Below are 20,663 nucleotides of genomic sequence, written 5' to 3' on the forward strand. Positions count from 1 at the left end.
ATCCTCCTGATGCAATTGGGCATGATGAGTCCAACGAATACTTATGACGGCTTCAGCAGGCGCCAGTGCATTCCAGGTTTGCGCGGTTGATATGGAATATCCGCGCGAGCCTTGAAAGGCTGCAAAGGCTCATATCCCTTCACCTCTTCGTCTCTACGGTCAGCGTCCGTCGAGGCATCTTCCCGGCGCCCACGTGTCGGATTCCTGCACGCAACTCAAAGGAGTATCCCGCCATGAACCACTCTTCGCGGTCACCCCCTGCGATTTCTCCCAAGCACCCCATGCCTTAGGCCCAATACCGGGCAATCATTCTCATTGGCAAAGAAAAGCGTTCATGACTTCAAACCTCATGTCGCTCCCTATTCATTCAATTTCAGGAATTGCACGCCATGTCAGATCAAGCCATGTTCAGCCAGTTGTACAACGCCCTTGTCGATAATCTCGGCACCCCGAATTTCCAGTTGCTTGGCACCCCCAAGGACTTCAGCTGGGGCACGGCTCCGACCGGGCAATGGGACGCGGCGGCCTATCAGGTCGTGAGCGGCATGCCGCAGTGGTCTGCGATCGGTCAGTACGGCAGCCTCGATGCAACGCTCTTCGACGCCGTTCGCCAGATCTTCGGTCACGTGACATTCAAGGTCAGCCCCGAGCAGCAGGCCGATCAGACAGCGCTGGCCAACCTGTGCGTCCAGAAAAGCAATGCGATCGTCAAGGCCAACAGCGACATGAACCAGGTCTACCTGAGTTCAAAGCAGAACGGCGGCTTGATATTCGCGGCCCGCTACCCTGACATCAACACGTGGATCAGCAACGCGCCAGAGGCTACTGCCTACGTGGCCACCATCCAGGCGGCCACCAACGCCTACAACCAGGCGGTCAAGATGAAGATGGAGCTGGAGCGGGCCAGCATGCCCAGCGATCTGCAGCGCGCCATCGACATGATGCAGACGCCGTCGGGCGACCCCGCCACGAACAACGCACCGGCAGGCTGGACCAAGGTGCCGGATGGCGCGGGCATCCTGCGCTGGCAGCCGGACTTCCACATCGACACGAACGGCGCGGACTGGCGCGCATCGCTCAGCAACGGCAGCGCAGGCGCGTTCTCGATCGCGATGAAATCTTCGCAGTCGAGCAGCGACTTCAAGTCCTCGTTTGCCAAGGGCTCGACCAGCGTTGGCAACTTCTTCTGGAGCGTCAACGCATCGGGCGGCTGGAGCAAGTCCGACCTGTTCAACCAGGACTCGAGCTCGGCCGTGAAGATCAGCTGCGAGTCCTCCACCCGCGTGAAGGTGAATCCGGGCGACTGGTACCCGGGCGGCTTCATGAGCGAACTGGCCAAGGCACAGCAGGGGCCGAACGGCCAGGGCTACACCATCGTCGCTCCGTGGGTGGCAAACGGTGGCCCGGGATCGAGCTCCCTGTTCGGCCCGAACGGCATCGTTGCGGCACGGGTGTCCGAGCTGCTGGTCGTCTACAAGCCTTCGTTCGAGATCACGATGAGCGCCAACACCTATCAGCAGAACAAGCAGGCCTTCGAGGCCAGCGCGGGTGTGCGCATCGGACCCTTCACCTTCGGTGGCACGGGCGGTCACCAGTCCGAGTACACCAAGAGCACCGCACAGGCCAATACCTTCAAGGGAAGCAGCACCTCGGTGAACCCGCAAATCATCGGCGTGATCGTCGACTTCCCGGGCATCCACTGACCTGAAGACCAGCGGGTGGGCGGGACGCCGCAGCGGGTCCCGCCCACCCCGCTCACCCCCGTCAACCGGAGACAGCGTTCATGAACGTGATCCATCAGTTCCTCGGCGGCCTGGCTGATCTGGTGCCTCCGCCCCCAAGGGCCCCAAGCGTATCGAGCGGGCCGAAAACCGGCATGGTGTTCAAGCGCTCGGCATCCATCTCGGCGCCGCTGGTGCGGGGGCAGATGCTGATGCCGGTGACCGCGTGGAACTGGCCGGATCCAGTGACCGGCACCATGGCCGATGCGCAGTTTCTCTTTGCAGATACGGTGCCCCAGTCGGCTGCCAATGGCGCGCTGTACCAAGCGTCGGGGCGCAGCTTTTCGCAGGGATACAAGACCTTTCTGCAGGTACTCGAAGCCTGCAAATTTCCCTATCAGTCGATGCTTGCAGGCGCCATGCAGAAGATGGCAACGCCTGCGGGCGAACCTGCATACTCGCCCACTCCGGTGGGATGGACCAAGGTGTACGAGACCGGCTACCTCCAGTGGAAACCGATCTGGACACTGCCCAAGAGTTCGTCGGAGTGGAGCGCAGCAGTGGCTGTCGGCACGATCGCAAACCCCGGCACCTTGCGCTTGAATCTCAACGACAGATCCGGCGCAGGGCCACAGGCTCCGGCTTCCCTGCAGGCCCTGGACGCTTCCGGCCGCGTCCTTGCGCTACCCGCAGCTTCGCTGGAGACGGTCACGATCACCTCTGAATGCTGGGACCAAGTGCCGATCTACCCCGGCAGCTGGTACGACGCCTCGATGGTGGCGCTGGGTCGCGGCCTGGTGCCGGATGCGGGCGTATTCTTCGGGCCTGGCGGACTGATGGCGTGCCGTGTGTCAACTTTCTACGTCGCGTTGAAACCCCGCTTCGACTTCACTGCCGCAGCGCCGATACCCGCCTCGCTGCGCCAGACGCTGGATGAAGCTGACACCGTGCAGGCCATGGGTGTGACGGTTCAGCGAGCAAGCGGAGACGGGCAGCCAAACCAGGCCTTGCGCCTCGTGAACACCGATCCTGCCCCCGTCATCGTGGCCGTGAGCCTTGAAACCTTGGCGTGATTCGTCACGTTCACATCACGTCACTTCACGTCAGACGATTTGCATTGGGCACCCTCAAGGTCGCAAGGCGCGGGCTGCTTGCCATGACGCAGCAAAGTGCGTGGTGGCCGCATGCGTGGCGGCCACCAACCCCTATCGCAGCCCTTCCGCCTGCAGTGACTGGCGCACGGCAGGCCGCTCCCGCATCCGCGCGTACCAGGCTGCAAGATGCTCCAGGCCATCGAAGCGAATGCTCGTCTTGTAGACCGACTCCAGCCACGGCGCCTGCCCCCACTGCGTGAGCGCGTACAGATAGGCATCGGCCACGGTGAAGCCATCGCCCATCAGGTAGCGCTTGCCGGCCAGTTGCGCGTTCACCCAGGCATACCGCTGCTCCAGCTTGGGCCTGGCCGTCTCCACGCCGTACTTTCCCGCCAGCACGGCATACAGCAGCGGGATGAAGCCCTTGTGGATCTCCGAGTTCAGAAAGGCCAGCCACTCCAGCAGCCGATAACGCTCCAGGCTGCCATGGGCCGGCGCCAGAAGCGACGCAGGCCGCAGGTCCGCCAGATACTGCAGAACGGCGGGCCCTTCCCGCAGCAGGCTGCCGTCGTCCAGTTCCAGCAGGGGGACATAGCCAAATGGGCTGAGCGCACGGAAATCCCTGCCGTCTTCCGTCTGGTGGGTCTTGTGGTCCACCCGGACCAGTTGGAAATCAAGCCCCAGCTCGTTCAGGACAATGTGCGGCGCCAGCGAACAGGCGCCCGGCAGGTAATACAGCTTCATGGAATTTCTCTGGTGATGGAACAAGGGGCCTGCGCGTTCAGGCACAGCCCCTGGCCAATGTCATGCACCAGGGATAAATCTGGAAGAAGGCAATAAAACTGCCCATAGGTTAAAAAAATATACCTGCCGCCTGCCTATGATGAATGTGCTATGAAATCCAACATCTCCGGCTGCTCCGTGGAAGAAGCCATGCGCCTGCTGGGCGGCCGCTGGAGGCTGCTCATCGCCTCCTACCTCATCGACGGCCCCCGGCGATTCAACGACCTGCGCCGCGACATGCCCGGCATTTCCCAACGCTCCCTCACCCTGGACCTTCGCGCGCTGGAGGAAGCGGGCCTGGTCAAGCGCACGGTCTACCCCACGGCGCCGATCAAGGTGGAGTACGAGCTGACGCCCGATGGGGAGCGGCTCAAGCCCGTGGTGGAAGTGATGAAGGAGTTTGGGTTGTGGGTGAAGGGCAAGGCGCCAGGTTGAAGAGGACTGGTACCGACTGGTTGTGTCAGTTCGACCCGAAGCGGCCACCCGATTGCGCGCCGTCAGCGCCCGTGGCCAGCAAAGCCTTGCTGAAATGGGTCAACGCCATATGAGGGCTCAGCGCACTGGCAACAGGTACTTCAACCCCTGCGTGAAGCCACGTGGTGCGACGGTGAGATGGTCCTCATCGTTCAAGATCGCTGACTTTAGTTTCAAGCTCGGGTACTTCCTGCTCAGCAGAGCCGCTTCCAATGCGCGATTGTCGGCAACCATGTCCACCGTCTGGTTGTAGCGTCGATCACCTTTTCGCAAGGCCTCATAGGCACCGACATACAGGTATACGTTCGCCCTCAGGTCCTGATTCTGCTTGGCGTAACTCGCCTCGAGCTTCAAGGCATGCCGCTTGTCGTACCAGAGAGAGGGACTGCCGAGGATATAGCTGCTGAACATGCCAGGGTCGGTGAAAAGCACCTGTATTCCAAGCAGCGCGCCGTAGGAGTGGCCCAGAAAGATTGCTCTGGCAGAGTCTGCGCGATACCGATCGGTGATGAAGGGCTTTACCTGATCGCGCAGATATTTTTGATAGGCGCGCGCCTGACCATGTATCGAATTGGGTGATGCAGTACTTGGACCGTTGGGTGTCGGCGTGTAATCACGCTGGCGGCTGACACCGCCGTCCTCGCCCTTTCCATAGGACAAGCCGACGAGAATGAATTCCTCGATCTGCGGGCCTTCCACATTCAGGCGGCGCGCCAGCTGCCGAATGATGGGGAAAGCGTAGTCGGCGTCCGTCACATACAGCACGGGGTAACGTCGCTGTGGCTGGGTGGCGTAGGACGGTGGCAATGCAACGAAGACCTGGTAGCCGCGTTGGGAAATGGGATCGGGCACGTCCCATACCTCGCTGTCGGCGATCTCGTAGGGGTGTCCATCGCCAGACTGCACTTTTGGCGTCGATGGAGCCTGTGCGCGCACAGGAGCGACAAAGGCGCCGAGGCTGGCCAATAGAGAGATCAATACGGCATGCCGAAAACGTCGATGCATGTGGGTTCTTCGTCGATGAGCGCCGCCTGGCGCACGGGGATGACTCGGTCGATGATGACTGGCGTGCTTGCGCAGCAGTACTTACCGAATTCGACATGCTAGCGTGCTCGTACAGGCATTGGCCGCGATAGTGCTGTTCGTGTGTGTGTTGTCCTGATATATCGGGTTCAGCCGATGTCGGGAATATCGGCAGATATTGATCGCGTTCCAGCAGGACAGCTTACTTTTGGCGTCAATCTATCCGTTTGAATTGCCCTGCCCGGGCTTTGCGCCGCTGGAGGGCATGGAGACCATGCTGGCAGTCGCTGCGCCGCCCCGGGCGCCCTGCCCGGCTCCGGGCCTGGGCTTCCCCAGCGGGCGCGGCGCTCAGAAGCTGTCCCAGTCGTCATCGGCCGTGGAGGCCATGGCAACGGACTTGGCGGTGGGCGTTCTTGCCGAAGCTGCGGGGGCTGCCGGCTTGGCCGTGGCAGACAGGGCTGCTCCGGGCGCCATGGACGATGCACGGGGCGATGCAACGCCGGCCGGCCTAGCGTTCCCGCTGGCACTGTCATCGGGACTGGGCGCGCTATTGGCTGCGCGGGCCGCAGTCTGCAGCGGCGCACCATTGCCACCCGGCAGCCTGAAGACCGAGACCACGCGCACCAGTTGATCGGACTGGTGGCGCAGGCCTGCGGCGGCGCCGGCCATTTCCTCGACCAGGGCGGCGTTCTTCTGCGTGGTCTGGTCGATGTGGGTGATGGCCTCGGCCACCTGGGCGACGCCGCTGTTTTGCTCGGCGCTGGCGTGGCTGATGTCCGAGATGAGCTGGGTGACCTTGCGGATTTCCTCCATGGCCTGTTCCATGGTTTCCCCGGCAAACGCGGCCTCCTGGTTGCCGGTGTGGATTTCGGCCACGCTGTGGCTGATGAGCTGCTTGATTTCCTTGGCGGCCTCGGCACTGCGGCCTGCCAGGGCGCGCACTTCCTCGGCCACCACGGCAAAGCCCCGGCCATGCTCGCCCGCCCGGGCCGCTTCCACGGCGGCGTTGAGGGCGAGGATGTTGGTCTGGAAGGCAATGGAGTCGATGACGCCGATGATGTCGGCGATCTTCTTGCTGCTGGCATCTATGCCCTGCATGGTCTGCACGACCTTGCGCACGGCCTGCCCGCCTTCGGTGACGACGCGCTGGGCCTCGCGCGTGATGCGGTCGGCCGATTGCGCGTGGTCTGCGTTGTGGGCCACGGTGGAGCCCAGTTCTTCCATGGCGGCGGCGGTCTGCTCCAGCGCGCTGGCTTCGCTTTCGGTGCGGGCGGCCAGGTCCTGGTTGCCCTGGGCGATTTCCGCGCTGGCCAGGGCCACGCTGTGGGCCTGTTCGTTCACGCTGCCGACCACGCGCGTCAGGCCCGTGCTGGTGGTGTTCATGGCTTCCAGCAGGTGGCCGATTTCATCCTGGCGGTCGCTGGCGATGCGCACGGTCAGGTCGCCATCGGCAATGGCGTAGGCCATGTGGCTGGCCTGCTTCAAGGGGCGCACGATCATGCGGCGGATGAGCCAGAACCATGCCGCCGACAGCAGCAGCACGGCGCCCAGGCCCATGAGGGCGAACTGCAGGACCAGGCTGCGGGTCTCGGACACGGCTTCGTCCACGTAGGCGCTGGTGGCAATGACCCAGTTCCAGGGTGCGTATTGGCTGAAGACGACCAGCTTGTCGCGGGCCTGGGTTTCGCCCGGATTGGTCCAGGGATAGGCCATGCTGCCCTGCTTGCGGTCCAGCATGTCGCGGATGAAGAAGCGGCCATCGCCGTCCTTGGAATCGCTCATGTTCTGGCCTTCCAGGGCGGGATGCACGACCAGTTGGCCGCGCTGGGGGCCGTCTTCGGCATTGAGCACGTAGTAGTAGCCGGTCTGGCCCACCTTGAGCGCGCGGATGGAGTCCTTGAAGTGCTCCAGCAGTTGCGAGAAGTCCTGGCCCACGAAGGCGATGCCCACGGTGGCGCCGGAGGCGTCCTTGAGCGGGCGGTATTGCGTCATGTACTGGCGGCCGAACAGGTGGGCCAGGCCCATGTAGCTTTGGCCGGCCTGGATGGCGGCGTAGGCGGGATGGGCGCGGTCCAGCCGGCTGCCCAGCACGGCCGCGCTCTGGTCGCCTTTCTCGTTTTTGAGCGTGGTGGCAATGCGCACGAAGTCGCCCTGCCCCTGGGCCGCAAACACGGTGGCCACGGCGCCGGTGCTGCGCGTGAAGGCCTGCAGGTGCGCATCGTTGCCGTTGAGCGGCTGGCCGTCCAGGCTCAGCACGGGTTCGCCGCCGCTGGTGTCCAGGCTGAGCGTCCCCTGCAGGCTGCGCGCCAGGCTGTCGGCCAGGAACTGGGTGCGCTGGCGCTGCTCCTTGTCGGTGGACTCGACGAAGTTGTGCAGCATCTGGACGCCCTGCTGCATCTCGTTGTGCATTTTTTTCTGCAGGGACTTGCTCACATCCCAGGCAATGCCCAGCACCAGCAGCGCCAGGATGGCGGCGACCCAGACAAAATTGGTGAGTGACAGCTTTGCGCCCAATCCTTGGCGGCGCCAGAAACGTTGACCGATGTGCATTGATGCATCTCCTGTGCGGCGTTGTGCGCCGCTGTTGTGCGCGCACAGGCGGGGAATGCCTGCGTGCCAAGCCATGCTGACCAAAGTCAAGCCCTGGTGATTCATGGGCCGAAGCGTATCGACGCTGCCGCATGCGGGATTTGAGATGGGTCAAGGAAGTAACCAAGTGTTGCAACGACAGCGTCCGGTCCATCGCGCCCCGGCTTCGGCTGGGCGCGTCGACAATTCCGGTTCCACCGCTTTGCCTGCCGTGCCCCATGTCCAATGCCCGCCTCCCCTCCTTCCGGTTCCTGATCGGCTTCGAGGCCGCAGCCCGCCTGGGCAATTACTCGCGCGCGGCAGAGGAGCTGTGCATTTCCCAATCCGCCGTGAGCCACCAGATTGCGCAGCTGGAGCAGCAGTTGGGCCAGCCGCTGTTCCGCCGCAAGGGGCGCGGCGTGGAGCTGACGGTGGCGGGCCGGCTGCTGCTGGACAGCGTGGGCAAGTCGCTGGACCAGATCCGCCACGGGCTCAGCCGCATAGAGACCTACATGGACGACAGCCTGGTCACCATCGTCTGCCCCGCCCCCGTGGCCAGCGGCTGGCTGCAGCCGCGCCTGGACGGCCTGCTGCAGCGCCACCCCCAGCTGTGCCCCATCGTCTCCACCGACGAGACGGCGCGCTACATCGACGAGCTGGATGTGGACATCGCCATTACCCGCGAGCCGCTGCGGCAGACCGATGTGCTGCAGGTGCCGCTGCTGGCCGACGAGCTGGTGGCCGTGCGCGCACCCGGGCCGCACACAGGCGACGGCCTGCTGTGCCTGGAGGAAGACCTGACCAGCGACCGCACCGGCCCCTTCATCCGCCAGCACCTGGGCCGGCTGCGCAAGACCGCCATCTACGACGACGCACGCCTGCTGCTGGACGCGGCGCTGCGCGGGCGTGGCTGCGCCGTGGTATCGCGCCTGCTGGCGGACGAGGCACTGGTCACGGGCCGATTGCAGTTGGTGGAAGGCATTCCACCCTTTGCGCTGGGCCGCCTGTGGATGTCGCGCATCGAGGGCGAGCCGCGCATGGCGCTGGTGCGCGAGGTGTTTGACTACCTTGTGGAGCAGGCGGTGCCGCTTGCCAAAGCATGAGCTGGGTTGATTGATTGCGGCAAAAGATATCAATTTTCAGAATGAATACGGGCTCGGACAATCGCAGCATTCCCTCAAGCACCTGCTGAAGACACCATGCCTTACGCCCTTTCCCGCCGCTGCCTGCTGAACTGCCTGGGCCTGTCGCCCGTGGCGGCCCTGGCCTGCACCGCCGCCGCCCGCTCCACGGAAGCCCGTGCCGAAGGCAGCCGCCAGGACCCGGGCAGCCTGGAGACCTGGCACATGCCCGACGAGGGCGACCCGCACCAGTCCACCTGGATGTCCTTCGGCCCCAGCGAGAGGGTCTGGGGCCGCCGCCTGCTGGAGCCCGCGCGCGAGCACCTGGCCGGCATTGCGCGCGCCATTGCCGCCTTCGAGCCCGTGAACATACTGGTGCGCGAGCGCGACTACGAGCTGGCAGCACGCCTGTGCGGCAACCGCGTCAAGCTGCATGTGCAGCCCGTGGATGACCTCTGGATGCGCGACACCGGGCCGGTCTTCGTGCGCAAGCTGGGCAGCGGCACTGGCAGCAGCAAGGGCGAACTGGCGGGCGTGGATTTCAACTTCAACGGCTGGGGCGACAAGCAGGCATACGGCAACGATGCCGAGGTGGCAGGCTTTGTCACCGAAGCCGCCAATGTGCGCTACCTGGAGACCGCGCTGGTGCTGGAGGGCGGCGGCATTGAGGTGGACGGCCAGGGCACGGCCCTCATCACAGAAAGCTGCGTGCTCAACCCCAACCGCAATCCGGGCCTGTCGAAAAGCGCCTGCGAGGCCGAACTCAAGCGCCTGCTGGGCCTGCGCAAGATCATCTGGCTGCCCGGCATTGCGGGCCGCGACATCACGGACGGTCATACCGACTTCTATGCGCGCTTTGCCTCGCCCGGCGTGGTGGTGGCGGGCCTGGACGACGACCCGGACTCCTACGACTACGCCGTCACGCGGCGCCATCTGGACATACTGCGCCAGGCCACCGATGCGCGCGGGCAAAAGCTCAGCGTGCAGGTGCTCAAGGGCCCCTCGTCGGTGCGCAGCAAGCTGGAATCCAGGGAGTTCGCGGCCGGCTACATCAACTTCTATGTGTGCAACGGCGCCGTGATCGCCCCGCAGTTTGGCGATGCCCGCGCGGACGCCAACGCCCGCTCCCTGCTGCGCGAGCTGTTTCCCCGCCGCGAGGTGGTGCAGCTGGACATCGACGCGATTGCCGCCGGGGGTGGCGGCATCCACTGCACGACGCAGCAGCAGCCGCGTTGATGCGCGCCGTACGGCAATAAGAATCGTCTTAACCTGGGCTGCGCAAGGCCGGGCAAGACTGGAGAGCGGTATATCGATCCGTTTTTTCCAGAAATGCAGCCAAAGAGAACGTCCCAGAAACTGTGCGACCCGTGCTACGAATTGCTGAGCAATACAAGCCTGTCAACGCCCCACCCCGGACTGAGGTTCCGCTTTTACTCACTGGAGCAGGACGCCAATTTCGTGAACTATGACTGCGTGCATTGCCAGGCGCCCCTGGCGATGAAGACAAGCCGGCGCGGGGCACTTCTGGGGTTTCGCCTGATGCCGTCCGAACCGCACTATCGCCTGGGTGAGCGGGACGCCGAGGACGGCAGCCAGGCGCAAGGCCAGGCGCTGGAAGGGTGACCGGCTTGTGCAGCCCGCAGGCCGGTCAGTCGAAAAGATGGTGCTCGGCGCAGAAGGCCGCCAGGTCCTGGTTGCTGTCCACGTTCAGCTTGCGCATGGCGGAGTTCTTCTGGAGGCTGACGGTCTTGACGCTGCGCCGCAGCCGTGCGGCGATTTCGGTGATGGACTCCCCATTGGCGAAATGCCTGAGGACTTCGAACTCGCGCGGCGAGAGGCTGTTGGCGCGCTCGGCCAGGAAAACGGACCGCTCCTGCCTGGGCGTGTCGGTCTGGAATGAGGGCGAATAGTAGCGGGCATTGAGGCGGACACACTGCAGCGCCGCCATGATCTGGGTGAGCGGGTCTTCCTTGAGCAGCACACCGGCGACGCCGGCGTCATACAGGGCCGAGATGATCATGGGGTTGGAGACGGTCGTCAGCACCAGCACCTTGATGTCCGGGAAGTGGCGTATCAGATAGTCCACGTAGCGCAGGCCATCGCCATAGACATCGTCGCCCGGCATGGAGTAGTCGGTCAGAACCACGTCCAGCGGGTTCGATCTGGCGTATTGCATCAAGGACGATGGCGTGCTGAACGTGGCCACGACCTGGAGATTGGGGTCCTGCTCCAGGAAGTCCTTGACGCCAAGCAGGACCACGGCGTGGTCGTCCACGACAGCAATGCGCAGTTTCAGTTTCATGGGATCGCAAGCAAAGGGTTAGGGCTGGGGCAATTGCGCCATCATGGCGCGAAGGTCGGCCAAGAGGTCGGCCAGCAGGACTGACAGCGCGGCCTGCAGGCCGGGCTCCCGGGTGCCGTTCGGGAGCTGGTCCTCCAGCGACTGGGTGCGCGCGGCAAGCTCGTGCATCCTGGCCAGCAGCAAGGCGCCGCGCATGCGATGCAGCGCCTGCGCGGCCAGGTCGGGCCGGCGCTCCGCCAGGCCACGGGCCAGCATTGCGATGTCTTCGTTCATGCACTGCACGAAGACCTGCCGGTGCGTCTGCAGCACATTGGGCTCCGACAGGGCCGCAGGCTGCGGGGTATCCACCACCGGAGTGCCGGCCTGGGCAGGCGCCGGACGGAGCCGCTTTTTCGGCGCGAACTTCTCCAGGGTGCGGACCAGCGTGCGCAACGGGATGGGCTTGACCAGCCAGGCATTCATGCCGGCATTCAGGCAGCGGTTTTCCTCGTCCAGCATGGCATTGGCGGTCACGCCGACGATGGGGCAGGCAACGCCCTCCGCACGCAGCCGCTCCGCCAGTTCGTAGCCGTTGAGGTAGGGCATGTTCACGTCCGTCAGCACCAGATCGTGCGGGCTGATGTCCCACAGCGCCAGCGCCTCCTCCCCGTCGTCGGCGACCGTGACTTCGCAGCCCAGGCTCTCGAGCTGGCCGCGCAGCGTCACCTGGTTGACGGGATTGTCCTCGGCGACCAGCACGCGCAGGTCGAACAGGGGCAGATCGGAGCCGGAGCCGGCCGAGCGCTGTGCGCCGCCGAGCACTTGCGCAATGCCCAAGCCGATGCTCATAACGTTGTGCCCGTCGATGCCCCGGTTGTCCGGCGAGGAAAGGTTCAGGTGCGGCCCGGTCCATCCGGGCGCGGGGCTGTCCGCCGGCAACAGGACGTCCAGCAGCAGTTCATCCTTGTCCGCGGCCACCGGGGCGGCGCCCGCCGCGCGGGCCTGGCCGCCCCAGCGCTGCAGCCAGGCACAGATGTTGTCCGTCAGTTCCGGGTGGGGAGTGCGCACCGCGATGCGGGCACCCTTGAGCTCGGGCGCCTCCTCCTCCTGCGCGACGGTCTCCAGCCCCAGCTCGAACCAGAACCGGCTGCCCAGGCCGGGCTCGCTCCAGACCTCGATGGAGCTGGACATCATCCGGGCCAGGCTCCAGCAGATGGACAGGCCCAGGCCCGCTCCACGGGCAGTGCGGCTGCTGTTCTTGACGAGATAAAAGGGCGTGAAAAGCTCGCCATGCAGGGATTTTTCTATGCCCACGCCCGTGTCGCAGACCTCGAACACCAGCCGGACCTGGGAGGCCGTGCCCGGCACGCTGCGCAGGCGGACGATCACATGGCCGGCCTCCGTGAACTTGATGGCATTGCTGATGAGATTGCCCAGGATCTGGCGGATGCGCACCGCATCGCCCAGCACCGACTCGGGCACCTGCGCGTCCACGCAGGAAAACAGCAGCAGGCCATTTTGCTGCGCCATGGCGGCATAGGAGCTGGTGCAGTTTTGCACCAGCTCCCGGGGATTGAACGGGGCCTTTTCCAGTTGCAACTGGCCCGCCTCGATCTTGCTGGTGTCCAGGATGTCGCTGATGATCTGCAGCAAGATGGACGAGGAGGCTTCGATACGGTCCACATACTTGCGCTGCAACTGCGTGAGCTCGGTCAAGCCCAGCAGCTCCAGCGTGCCCAGCGCGCCATACAGCGGCGTGCGGATCTCGTGGCTCATGGTCGCCAGAAAGGTGGACTTTGCCTCGTTGGCCTCGTCCGCCGCGATTCTTGCCCGCTCCAGATTGCTCTCGATTTCTGCGCGCGCACTGACGTCGGCAAACACGCACAGCGTCACATCCTGGCCCAGGTAGCGGGTGGGCGCGTAGGCCACGTAAAGCGTTCGGCCCTGCGCGGTGACCAGCTGCTCCATGGTTCCTGCGGCCCTGGCGTGGACAATTTCATCCAGCGCCGCCCTGTTCTCCGGCGAGCCGGGGCGCAGGTAGCCATCGGCCGAGTGCAGCCACTCCTGCACCAGCGAGTTGCTGAAGATGATCTTTCCACTGCCGTAGGCCACAAGGCAGACAGCCACGGGGGCGGTTTCGATCAGCGTCCTGTTGAATTGGTTGCTCTCGACGATGACCCGCTGCGCTTCCTGTGCAGGCGCAATCACCTTGCGGTTGAACCAGCGGGTATAGGCGATACCGGCCAGCAGGCTCAGCAGCAGGGCCAGCACCAGGCCGGCAGAGGGCGCGAACAGCCGGCCCTGGAAAAACGTGGCGTAGTCCACCTGGTAGTAGCCGGTCCACCGGCCGGAGGCATCCTCGGTCTTGAGGATCAGGCCATTGCGCGTGTACCGCATCCCCGCCTCGTCCACCTGCGGCACCGGGCCGGTGCCCATGAGCACGCCGAAATCCCGGTGCTCCAGCCAGAAAAGATGCCTGGGCAGCGTATGGATGGATCTTTCTATGGCGCTGATGCGCTGGCGGCTGAAAAGGATGGCAGCGTAGATCGGGCTTGTGGCGGCTTCGTCGCCGGCATCGATATGGCTTGAAAAGCCGGCTGCGACCATGCCGATCATCTTTTCCGGGAACTGGGGCGACCGGAACCAGACGATCTCCTGCGCCGGCGCCGTGGAGCCGGCGCCAGGCCGGGCATCGGCGGCCCTGGCCCGCAGATGCGCCTTGACGGCGGCAATCGTGCTGTCGAACATTTCCTGCGTGACGCTCTCGTTGCCGATGGGCACGTCGATGGCCGGCACGCCGATGCTGATCGCCCCGTCCTCCTTGGTGAAGAAGGCAGCGGCTGCCGGGAAGTAGGAGCCCGCCCAGAAGGACGAATAGCCTGCGGCCAGGGAGCTGCCCAGCGAGAAAAGCCGGTCCGGGAGCGTGTCGCAGGCCGCGCGCGCAGAGCATTGCAGTGAAAAGGGAATGCCGCCGATGGCCTCGCGGCCACGGAACATGCGGTAGTCCGCCTGCGCAGGAGCGGGCACGTCGACGATGGTGGCTACTCTCTGGTCCGGCAGCGCTTTCCAGGACTCGTTGCGGCCCTTGAGCCGCCGAAGAAAGATCTCCTGCTCGTCCAGCGAGCCGACGATGGCGGAGAAGTTCAACGCCAGGCGGCCCTGCTCCTGCTCGAAGATCCTCTCAGAGCCCCACAGCAGCACGGCGATGAGGAAGATCGCAAGGGGAAGCACTCCAAACAGTACCCGGTTCTGCCAGCGTGTGGTGCGTGTGATCTTGCTGAACGGGGAGTCGGGCATGGACGCCTTGCGTGCTTGGGTCAGGTGGGGTTGCCTTGGTGTCGGGGTTCGGATGCCAGCATAAGGGCAAATTCGCTGGCGGGCACCGCGGCGGACAGCAGATATCCCTGCACGCAATCGCAGCCGATGCTGCGCAGCAACTCCAGGTCCTGGGTGGTCTCCACCCCTTCCGCCGTCACCGTCAGGCCCAGTTGCCGCCCCAATTGGACCGACGACGTCAAGGCCGCAGTGCGCACCTCGTCACCTGCCGCACCGGCCACGAAGGCCCGGTCGATCTTCAATTCGGTGAAGGGCGTGGAGATGAGGCTGTACATCGAGCTGTAACCCCGCCCGTAGTCATCCTGGGCCAGGCCGAAGCCTTTGAGCCGCAGGCGGCTCGCGCACATGTAGTAGTTGGCGGGTATGCCGACGGCCTGGTCCTCCAGCAGCTCGAACGTGATGTTCTCCGCAGCGATGCCGCACCGGGCCGCCATGCCGTGCAACTCATCCGGCAGCCCGATATCGTCCAGCAACGGTATCGGCAGGTTGACGGATACGGGAATCACATATCCCGAACTGCGCCAGGCCAGGTGCGCTGCCATGGCGTCTTCCATCATCCGCACCAGCAAGGCATGGTCCAGGCCATGGAACCGGATGGCGGACATGAACGAGCCCGGCATCATGAAGCCGAACTGCCGATCGTTCCAGCGTGCCAGCGCTTCCACACCGACGGTGTGGCCCGTGAGCAGGGATTTCTTGGGCTGGAACCAGGCCTGTATGGTTTTCTCCTCCAGCGCCTGGATCAGGTGTGCCTTGGCGAAAATCGGCCGCTCCTTGATCCCTGGAGCGCTTTTCCTCTCGTAGGCACGCAAGGACCTGAGTTGGCTGGCCAGGACCTGGACATGGTCCGCACCGAACGGCTTTTGAAACATCCCGATGACGGAAAAGCCGGACTCCTTGGCCATGAGACTGACACTGTTCATCAACCGGCGCGAGCAGGAGCTGGATATGACGAGCATGGGATGCAGGCCGCGCTGGCTCAGTTCATTGATGAACTGCAGGCCGTCCATGTCGGGCATTTTCAGGTCGGTGATGACGAGGTGGAATCCGCCATCGCGCAGCATTTGCAAGGCATCGCGTGCGTTGCAGGCAATGTGCGTGTCCACGATTCCCGCCTCCATGAGCAGGCTGCGCGTGTGCTCGCAGCACAGGGCGTGGTCGTCAAGAATGAGTACTTTGAATGTCGACAGCATGGGATCAGTTCCTGCATTGCTTGATGTGGTTCAGGGTGGTGCGCAGCACCGCCAACGTGAATGGCTTGCACAGCAGGCTGTCGAAGCCGGCCGGCAGTCCGTCGCCCTGCCCTTGCGCCTGCCCTTGCGCCTGCGTTTGCGTCTGCGGCTGCGGCTGGGCATTGGCCGTCAGCCCGACGATCGGGCGGCCGTAGCCACGCTTTCTGAGCGCACGCGCCAGGGCCAGACCGTCCAGCAGCGGCATGTGCAGGTCGGTGAGAACGGCGTCGAATTCGAGCAGGCCGGGCATGGACAGCGCGTCCTGCCCATTGCTGGCCTGCTGGACCTCGCAGCCCAGCACCTGCAGTTGCTCTCGCAGGATGATTCTGTTGATGGGGTTGTCCTCGACGATGAGCACACTCAGCCCCATCGGCTCGTGGACCTGGGGAACGGCGGCGTACAGGTCAGGGCGCGCGCCCGGCGCAATGCCCTGCTGGGCCATGCCCAGCGCCTGGCCCACGGCCAGCACGCCAGGCATGCTGGTTTCCCACACACGGGCCTGCAGGGTTTCGCGGGGGACCTCGCCCGGCGCCAGCGCCAGAACGCATTTGCCCGTCCATTGCGGACGGCGCACCGACCGTGGCCAGGCTTGCACCAGCACCGCCTGTTCATTGGGGCCCTGCACCTGCTCCCGGTAGGGCTGGGCCATGGCGCCCCAATGCCGCAGCCAGGCGCACAGGTTGTGCACGACTTCCGGAATGGCGCCATCCACGTAGACGGTGTGCGGCAACAGGCTGGGCACCGCCTCATAGCCTGCCGCGCTCTCGCGCGGCAGGCGCAGCTCGAATGACACGCAGGTCCCCAGTCCCGGCTGGCTGGCGGCCGTCAGCCGCCCGCCCATCTCCTGGCTGAGGCGCAGGCAGATGGACAGACCCAGGCCCGCGCCCTGGACCTGCTGCTGCGTGGCCGCATGGGCACGGAAGTACGGGTCGAACAGGAAGGGCTGCTGCTCCGGCTCGATGCCGATGCCCGTGTCCTGCACCTGGAACCGCAGGTCGGTGCCTTCCTCGCTGTCGCCCATCACCTGCAGGCGGATGGCCACATGGCCGGAGAACGTGAACTTGATGGCATTGCCCACCAGGTTGTCCAGGATCTGCCGCAGCCGCAAGGCATCGCCCACCAGCAGGGGCGGCGTTTTCACATCGGAGACGGCATACAGCTGCAGCCCCTTTTGCTCGGCACGCGACAGCAGGCCCGCGGCCACGCTGTCGAGCAGTTCGGTGGCCGAGAACGCATGGGCCTCCAGTTGCAGCCGGCCCGCCTCGATGGCCGACAGGTCCAGGCTGTCGTTGACGATGCGCAGCAAGGAGGCCGACGCCTGCTGCATGGCCCCCAGGTAGCGGGTCTGTTCGGAAGGAGCCCTGGACAGCGCCAGCAGCTCCAGCGTTCCCAGGATGCCAAAGAGCGGCGTCCGTATTTCATGGCTCATGGTGGCCAGAAACTGCGTCTTGGCCTGGCTTGCCGATTCGGCGCGCAGCTTGGCATCGACCAGCGCTGCCTGCGCCTGCCTGAGCGCCGTCACATCGCTGACCAGGCAAAAAACCACCGGCTCGCCTGCGTGGCTGGTGTGCGTGGTGCGGACCTCCACCAGCCGACCGTCTCCCAGCACCAGCTCGCGCCGGCCCTGCTGCGCGCCCGCGGCAACGGCATGCTCGAACCACGAAGAATCACTGCACACCCACTGCCGCGCCAGTCCGTTGGACAGCAGCAGGCTGCGATCGCTGCACCGCACCAGCGCCAGGCCCACGGGGGCCGTGTCCAGCAGCTTTCGGCAGAGCGCATCACCGGCGGCGCAGGCGCCTGCCCGGCTCCAGGCCGAAGCCGGCACGCTGCGGCGCAGCCGGCGCACGCACCATGCAAGAACAGCCATGAAGGCAAGTCCCAGCGACACGGACCCCAGCAGCAGCCAGACATGGGCCCTGACCAGCTGCCGCGCGGGCTCCCAACGGTCTGCAAGCCATCCGGCGTTGTTCGCGGATTTGCGCAGCAACAGGGATTCGGGAAGCGCCCGGCCTGCCTGCATCAGTGAATGGAGCGGCCCGGGCTGGCCCTGCGCTGCGCTGGCGCGCCACGGCCAGGCATAACCGGCTTGCGTGTGGATGGCTGCGTGCGTGGCCCCCACCGCAGCGTCCAGCAGCAGGAAACATCGGTCCATGAAAAACAACTGAATGTCTCGCACGGGCACATGACCGAGGCTGCGCGATGGCGTCGCCGGGGCGGCGGCGTCCCTGCCGCCGTGACCGGCACAGGCCAGCATGGCCATGATCGCCAGTGCAAATGCCATCAAGTCACGCCGTGCCAGGGACAGGCACAGCCTGTGATGTATCGATCTGGAAGAAAACAAGAGAGCTTGAAACTGGCGCATTGCCGAATCTTAGAAATCAAAGGGCGAATTTGGACTAAGAATTTTCTTAATGATGAAACCTCTTGCACGCCGCCTCGCCAAAAAGCGATTTCAAGCATCGATCCGCCATCGGAAAATCGTCAACTCTCTTTGAAGATGCCATTATTCCTGTCACTTTAAGAAAATTCTTAAACCAATACTCCGATGCCCTGGAGATCATTGCCGGATTGATTCATCGACAAAGGCTGCTCCGTTTCTGACCACCCCCTGTGATATTGAACACAGACGTCGCGCATGCAGAATGCCATCGCTATTTCACATCATGTATTGCGCAATATCCAGAATGCGTTTCGGCAGCCCATTTCAGGGAAAGTAAAAAATGGCAATGAGGATATACAGGCAACGATTCACTACCAGGCCGGCAAGCAGGCCGCTGCGCCTGCTCGCCCTGGCGTTGCTCTTGCAAGGCTGTGTCGCCACGGCCCATGCATGGACCGTCGTGGTGGACAGCGCCGCCGACGCAAGCGGCCCGTGCGCCAGCACCGGCCTGGGACCCTGCTCCCTGCGCGACGCCATCACCTACGCCAACGCCAACCGCAACAAAGGGGGCGACAACCGCATCGAGTTCAGCATCGGTGCGGGGGGAGAGCAGACCATCGTCACCCAAAGCAACTGGAATGGCAGCCTCATGCAGCCCATTGCACCGGCCACATCGCTGACGGTGGACGCCAGCACGCAACCCGGCTATGAGGACCACTTGCCACGCCGCCCCCTGATCACGCTGCAGGCAGGCAGCTCCGAGTTCGGTATAGGGCTTGAGCTGGCAGGCGCCATCACGGTGCGCGGTCTGGCGATAGGCGGCTTCAGCACGGCCCTGACGGTGACAGGCGACGGCAACACCGTGCTGGGCTGCCATATAGGCGTTGACGCATCGGGAACGGTCGCCATGGGCAATCGCAACAACATTATTGTCAACTCCGGCAACCGCAACCGCATCGGTAATCTGGATATTGGCGGACGAAATGTCATTTCCGCGGCGGAAAATTCCGGAGTATGGCTTTCCTGGCCGGGCGTCGGCACAGAAAACATCATTCAGGGAAATTACATAGGCACCGATATCACCAGCAATGTGGCGCTGGGAAACCAGGGAAACGGCATCAGCGTGGCATCCGGATTTACCGGCACGCTGATCGACAGCAACCTCGTCTCCGGCAATGTCAGGGAAACCGGTGGTTCATCCGGGATTTCCATTTCCGGCTCGCACACGCTGGTGACCCGCAACCGTGTCGGGACCAATGCAGCCGGCACGGCCATGATTGCCAACAATGGGCCAGGCATTGCCGTATTCTTTTCGCCGGAAGGCGGACATCGCATTGGCACAGGCCCTGAAGACGGCAACCTGGTTGCCGGAAACAAGGAAACGGCCATTGAATTGAATGGAAACTACGCCGCACGCAACTCGAATACCCTGATTGCCGGGAATATCGTGGGAACCAGCCTGGATGCCAGCACCATGCTGCCCAATCAATGGGGCATCGTCATCAAGGATTCGGACGAGGTCACCGTGCGCGGAAACATCGTCGGTGGCAGCAAGGCGTCCGGCATACAGTTCCAGGGCGCCGGCAAGAACAACCTCGTGCAGGGCAACTACGTGGGCGTCAGTCCCCAGGGAACCGCCCTGCCCAATGGGGAAGGCGTTTCCTTTTTCCAGAAGGCCCATGACACCCTGGTCGGCGGTGACGACGCGGCACATGCCAACGTGATTGCGCACAACAGGCTGTTCGGCGTGGGATTGCGGGGGGACGAAGTCAAGGGCGTCTCCATGCTCGGCAATGCCATCTACGGCAATACCGAGGGAGGCATCGCACGAACCAGCCTGGCCAACGGAGATCCTGCCGATCCGGTGCTGCTCACGGTGACGCCCGACGGCCTGTCCGGCACGCTGGACAGCGTCGCCAACGAGAGCATGCGCATCGAGTATTTCTCGACGCCCAGGCTGCCCGACGGGCTGGTGGAGCGCGCCGCCGGCAAGGTTCTGCTGGGCTCGCAGACCGTGACCACCGATGCCTCCGGCCATGCGCCCTTGGCGTTCAAGGGCGCCATGCCTCCGGGCGACCAGGCCGCTGTCACGGCGACCGCCACCCGGATTTCCACCGGCGACACCTCGCGCTTTTCCAACGCAATGGCGGCCAACGCCGCCCCCGTGGCGCTGCCGCAAGCCGTCACGACGCCGCAGGATACGGCGCTGTCCATCACCCTCGCTGGCACGGACTTCGAGTCGGACCCGCTGCGCTTCGAGATCACCGCCGGCCCCGCCCATGGCGGCATCAGCGGCTTCGATCCCCAGACGGGCACGCTGGTCTATACGCCAGCGGCCGGCTACTCGGGGCCCGATACCTTCGCCTTCACGGTATCCGACGGGCACCAGAGCGCTGCCGCACCGGCAGCCGTGTCCATCGAGGTGATCGCTGCCGATCCTCCCGACCCGGGCCCGGGCACCGATCCCGACCCCGGTCCGGGCACGGACCCAGGGCCCGGTGCCGGCCCCGGAAATGTCCAGGCCGTTCCCGGCCTGGGCAAGGGCGGCATGCTGGCGCTGCTGTGCGGCATGGCCTATCTGGCCAGCCGCAGGATGAGGAAAAGGCAGGCCTGAGCCTGCAGCGGGCGCAGAGGCCCCCGCGCAAAC

General features: G+C 64.5%; 15 protein-coding genes. 8 read left to right on the top strand and 7 right to left on the bottom strand.

What is annotated here, in order from left to right; genetic code table 11:
* Nucleotides 1-389 precede the first annotated feature (389 nt).
* Both IB269_RS18375 and IB269_RS18380 read left to right on the top strand, forming a co-directional pair.
* Nucleotides 390-1,703 (top strand): hypothetical protein, encoded by a 1,314-nt coding sequence (locus IB269_RS18375; RefSeq protein ID WP_123691540.1) that lies wholly within the window; start codon nucleotides 390-392, stop codon nucleotides 1,701-1,703.
* A gap of 80 nt (nucleotides 1,704-1,783) precedes the next feature.
* Complete coding sequence (locus tag IB269_RS18380) at nucleotides 1,784-2,794, top strand: hypothetical protein (protein WP_192367909.1); 1,011 nt, start codon at nucleotides 1,784-1,786, stop codon at nucleotides 2,792-2,794.
* Nucleotides 2,795-2,926: 132 nt separating this feature from the next.
* Here the strand turns inward: IB269_RS18380 and gstA are convergent, their stop codons facing one another.
* On the bottom strand, nucleotides 2,927-3,559 hold the full coding sequence (gstA, locus tag IB269_RS18385) for a glutathione transferase GstA (protein ID WP_192367910.1): 633 nt from the start codon (nucleotides 3,557-3,559) through the stop codon (nucleotides 2,927-2,929).
* A 150-nt stretch (nucleotides 3,560-3,709) separates the two neighbouring features.
* On the opposite strand from gstA, the gene IB269_RS18390 reads away from it, so the two are divergent.
* A complete protein-coding gene (locus IB269_RS18390) occupies nucleotides 3,710-4,033 on the top strand; it encodes a winged helix-turn-helix transcriptional regulator (RefSeq protein WP_192367911.1) in 324 nt (107 codons plus the stop codon).
* Nucleotides 4,034-4,150: 117 nt separating this feature from the next.
* Here IB269_RS18390 and IB269_RS18395 read toward each other — a convergent pair whose 3' ends face one another.
* Together IB269_RS18395 and IB269_RS18400 are read right to left on the bottom strand one after the other, a co-directional pair.
* The gene (locus IB269_RS18395) at nucleotides 4,151-5,077 is read right to left on the bottom strand and encodes an alpha/beta hydrolase (RefSeq protein ID WP_192367912.1); all 927 of its coding nucleotides are present in this window, start codon (nucleotides 5,075-5,077) and stop codon (nucleotides 4,151-4,153) included.
* Nucleotides 5,078-5,443: 366 nt separating this feature from the next.
* Nucleotides 5,444-7,645: a methyl-accepting chemotaxis protein gene (locus tag IB269_RS18400; protein WP_192367913.1), complete on the bottom strand. Its 2,202-nt coding sequence runs from the start codon at nucleotides 7,643-7,645 to the stop codon at nucleotides 5,444-5,446.
* 257 nt (nucleotides 7,646-7,902) lie between these two features.
* On the opposite strand from IB269_RS18400, the gene IB269_RS18405 reads away from it, so the two are divergent.
* The 3 genes from IB269_RS18405 (at nucleotide 7,903) to IB269_RS29110 (ending at nucleotide 10,407) form a co-directional block, all read left to right on the top strand.
* Nucleotides 7,903-8,766, top strand: a complete 864-nt coding sequence (locus IB269_RS18405; protein ID WP_071955183.1) for a LysR family transcriptional regulator — start codon at nucleotides 7,903-7,905, stop codon at nucleotides 8,764-8,766.
* Nucleotides 8,767-8,862: 96 nt separating this feature from the next.
* Nucleotides 8,863-10,020: an agmatine/peptidylarginine deiminase gene (locus tag IB269_RS18410; protein ID WP_192367914.1), complete on the top strand. Its 1,158-nt coding sequence runs from the start codon at nucleotides 8,863-8,865 to the stop codon at nucleotides 10,018-10,020.
* A 222-nt stretch (nucleotides 10,021-10,242) separates the two neighbouring features.
* The gene (locus IB269_RS29110; RefSeq protein WP_225614185.1) at nucleotides 10,243-10,407 is read left to right on the top strand and encodes a hypothetical protein; all 165 of its coding nucleotides are present in this window, start codon (nucleotides 10,243-10,245) and stop codon (nucleotides 10,405-10,407) included.
* Between the two features lie 25 nt (nucleotides 10,408-10,432).
* On the opposite strand, the gene IB269_RS18420 is transcribed toward IB269_RS29110, so the two are convergent.
* Genes IB269_RS18420 through IB269_RS18435 form a run of 4 tightly spaced genes read right to left on the bottom strand, consistent with a single transcriptional unit; the run spans nucleotide 10,433 to nucleotide 17,788 of the window.
* Entirely contained in the window at nucleotides 10,433-11,086 is a 654-nt protein-coding gene (locus IB269_RS18420) for a response regulator transcription factor (protein ID WP_192367916.1), read from the bottom strand.
* 18 nt (nucleotides 11,087-11,104) lie between these two features.
* Nucleotides 11,105-14,362 (bottom strand): hybrid sensor histidine kinase/response regulator, encoded by a 3,258-nt coding sequence (locus IB269_RS18425; RefSeq protein WP_192367917.1) that lies wholly within the window; start codon nucleotides 14,360-14,362, stop codon nucleotides 11,105-11,107.
* A 20-nt stretch (nucleotides 14,363-14,382) separates the two neighbouring features.
* Entirely contained in the window at nucleotides 14,383-15,594 is a 1,212-nt protein-coding gene (locus tag IB269_RS18430) for an EAL domain-containing response regulator (protein ID WP_192367918.1), read from the bottom strand.
* A 4-nt stretch (nucleotides 15,595-15,598) separates the two neighbouring features.
* Nucleotides 15,599-17,788 (bottom strand): ATP-binding protein, encoded by a 2,190-nt coding sequence (locus IB269_RS18435; RefSeq protein ID WP_225614186.1) that lies wholly within the window; start codon nucleotides 17,786-17,788, stop codon nucleotides 15,599-15,601.
* 30 nt (nucleotides 17,789-17,818) lie between these two features.
* Here IB269_RS18435 and IB269_RS18440 point away from each other — a divergent pair, with 30 nt between their 5' ends.
* Both IB269_RS18440 and IB269_RS18445 read left to right on the top strand, forming a co-directional pair.
* The gene (locus IB269_RS18440; protein ID WP_192368217.1) at nucleotides 17,819-18,157 is read left to right on the top strand and encodes a hypothetical protein; all 339 of its coding nucleotides are present in this window, start codon (nucleotides 17,819-17,821) and stop codon (nucleotides 18,155-18,157) included.
* A gap of 205 nt (nucleotides 18,158-18,362) precedes the next feature.
* Nucleotides 18,363-20,630, top strand: coding sequence for an Ig-like domain-containing protein (locus tag IB269_RS18445; protein ID WP_192368200.1), 2,268 nt, complete (start codon nucleotides 18,363-18,365; stop codon nucleotides 20,628-20,630).
* Nucleotides 20,631-20,663: the final 33 nt, after the last annotated feature.

The organism is Delftia sp. DLF01, assembly GCF_014852125.1.
Taxonomy (GTDB): domain Bacteria; phylum Pseudomonadota; class Gammaproteobacteria; order Burkholderiales; family Burkholderiaceae_C; genus Comamonas; species Comamonas acidovorans.

Coding starts and splice junctions, on each gene's coding strand:
- IB269_RS18375 (WP_123691540.1), top strand. CDS start 390: ATGTCAGATCAAGCCATGTTCAGCCAGTTGTACAACGCCCTTGTCGAT.
- IB269_RS18380 (WP_192367909.1), top strand. CDS start 1,784: ATGAACGTGATCCATCAGTTCCTCGGCGGCCTGGCTGATCTGGTGCCT.
- gstA (WP_192367910.1), bottom strand. CDS start 3,559: ATGAAGCTGTATTACCTGCCGGGCGCCTGTTCGCTGGCGCCGCACATT.
- IB269_RS18390 (WP_192367911.1), top strand. CDS start 3,710: ATGAAATCCAACATCTCCGGCTGCTCCGTGGAAGAAGCCATGCGCCTG.
- IB269_RS18395 (WP_192367912.1), bottom strand. CDS start 5,077: ATGCATCGACGTTTTCGGCATGCCGTATTGATCTCTCTATTGGCCAGC.
- IB269_RS18400 (WP_192367913.1), bottom strand. CDS start 7,645: ATGCACATCGGTCAACGTTTCTGGCGCCGCCAAGGATTGGGCGCAAAG.
- IB269_RS18405 (WP_071955183.1), top strand. CDS start 7,903: ATGTCCAATGCCCGCCTCCCCTCCTTCCGGTTCCTGATCGGCTTCGAG.
- IB269_RS18410 (WP_192367914.1), top strand. CDS start 8,863: ATGCCTTACGCCCTTTCCCGCCGCTGCCTGCTGAACTGCCTGGGCCTG.
- IB269_RS18420 (WP_192367916.1), bottom strand. CDS start 11,086: ATGAAACTGAAACTGCGCATTGCTGTCGTGGACGACCACGCCGTGGTC.
- IB269_RS18425 (WP_192367917.1), bottom strand. CDS start 14,362: ATGCCCGACTCCCCGTTCAGCAAGATCACACGCACCACACGCTGGCAG.
- IB269_RS18430 (WP_192367918.1), bottom strand. CDS start 15,594: ATGCTGTCGACATTCAAAGTACTCATTCTTGACGACCACGCCCTGTGC.
- IB269_RS18435 (WP_225614186.1), bottom strand. CDS start 17,788: ATGGACCGATGTTTCCTGCTGCTGGACGCTGCGGTGGGGGCCACGCAC.
- IB269_RS18440 (WP_192368217.1), top strand. CDS start 17,819: ATGACCGAGGCTGCGCGATGGCGTCGCCGGGGCGGCGGCGTCCCTGCC.
- IB269_RS18445 (WP_192368200.1), top strand. CDS start 18,363: ATGAGGATATACAGGCAACGATTCACTACCAGGCCGGCAAGCAGGCCG.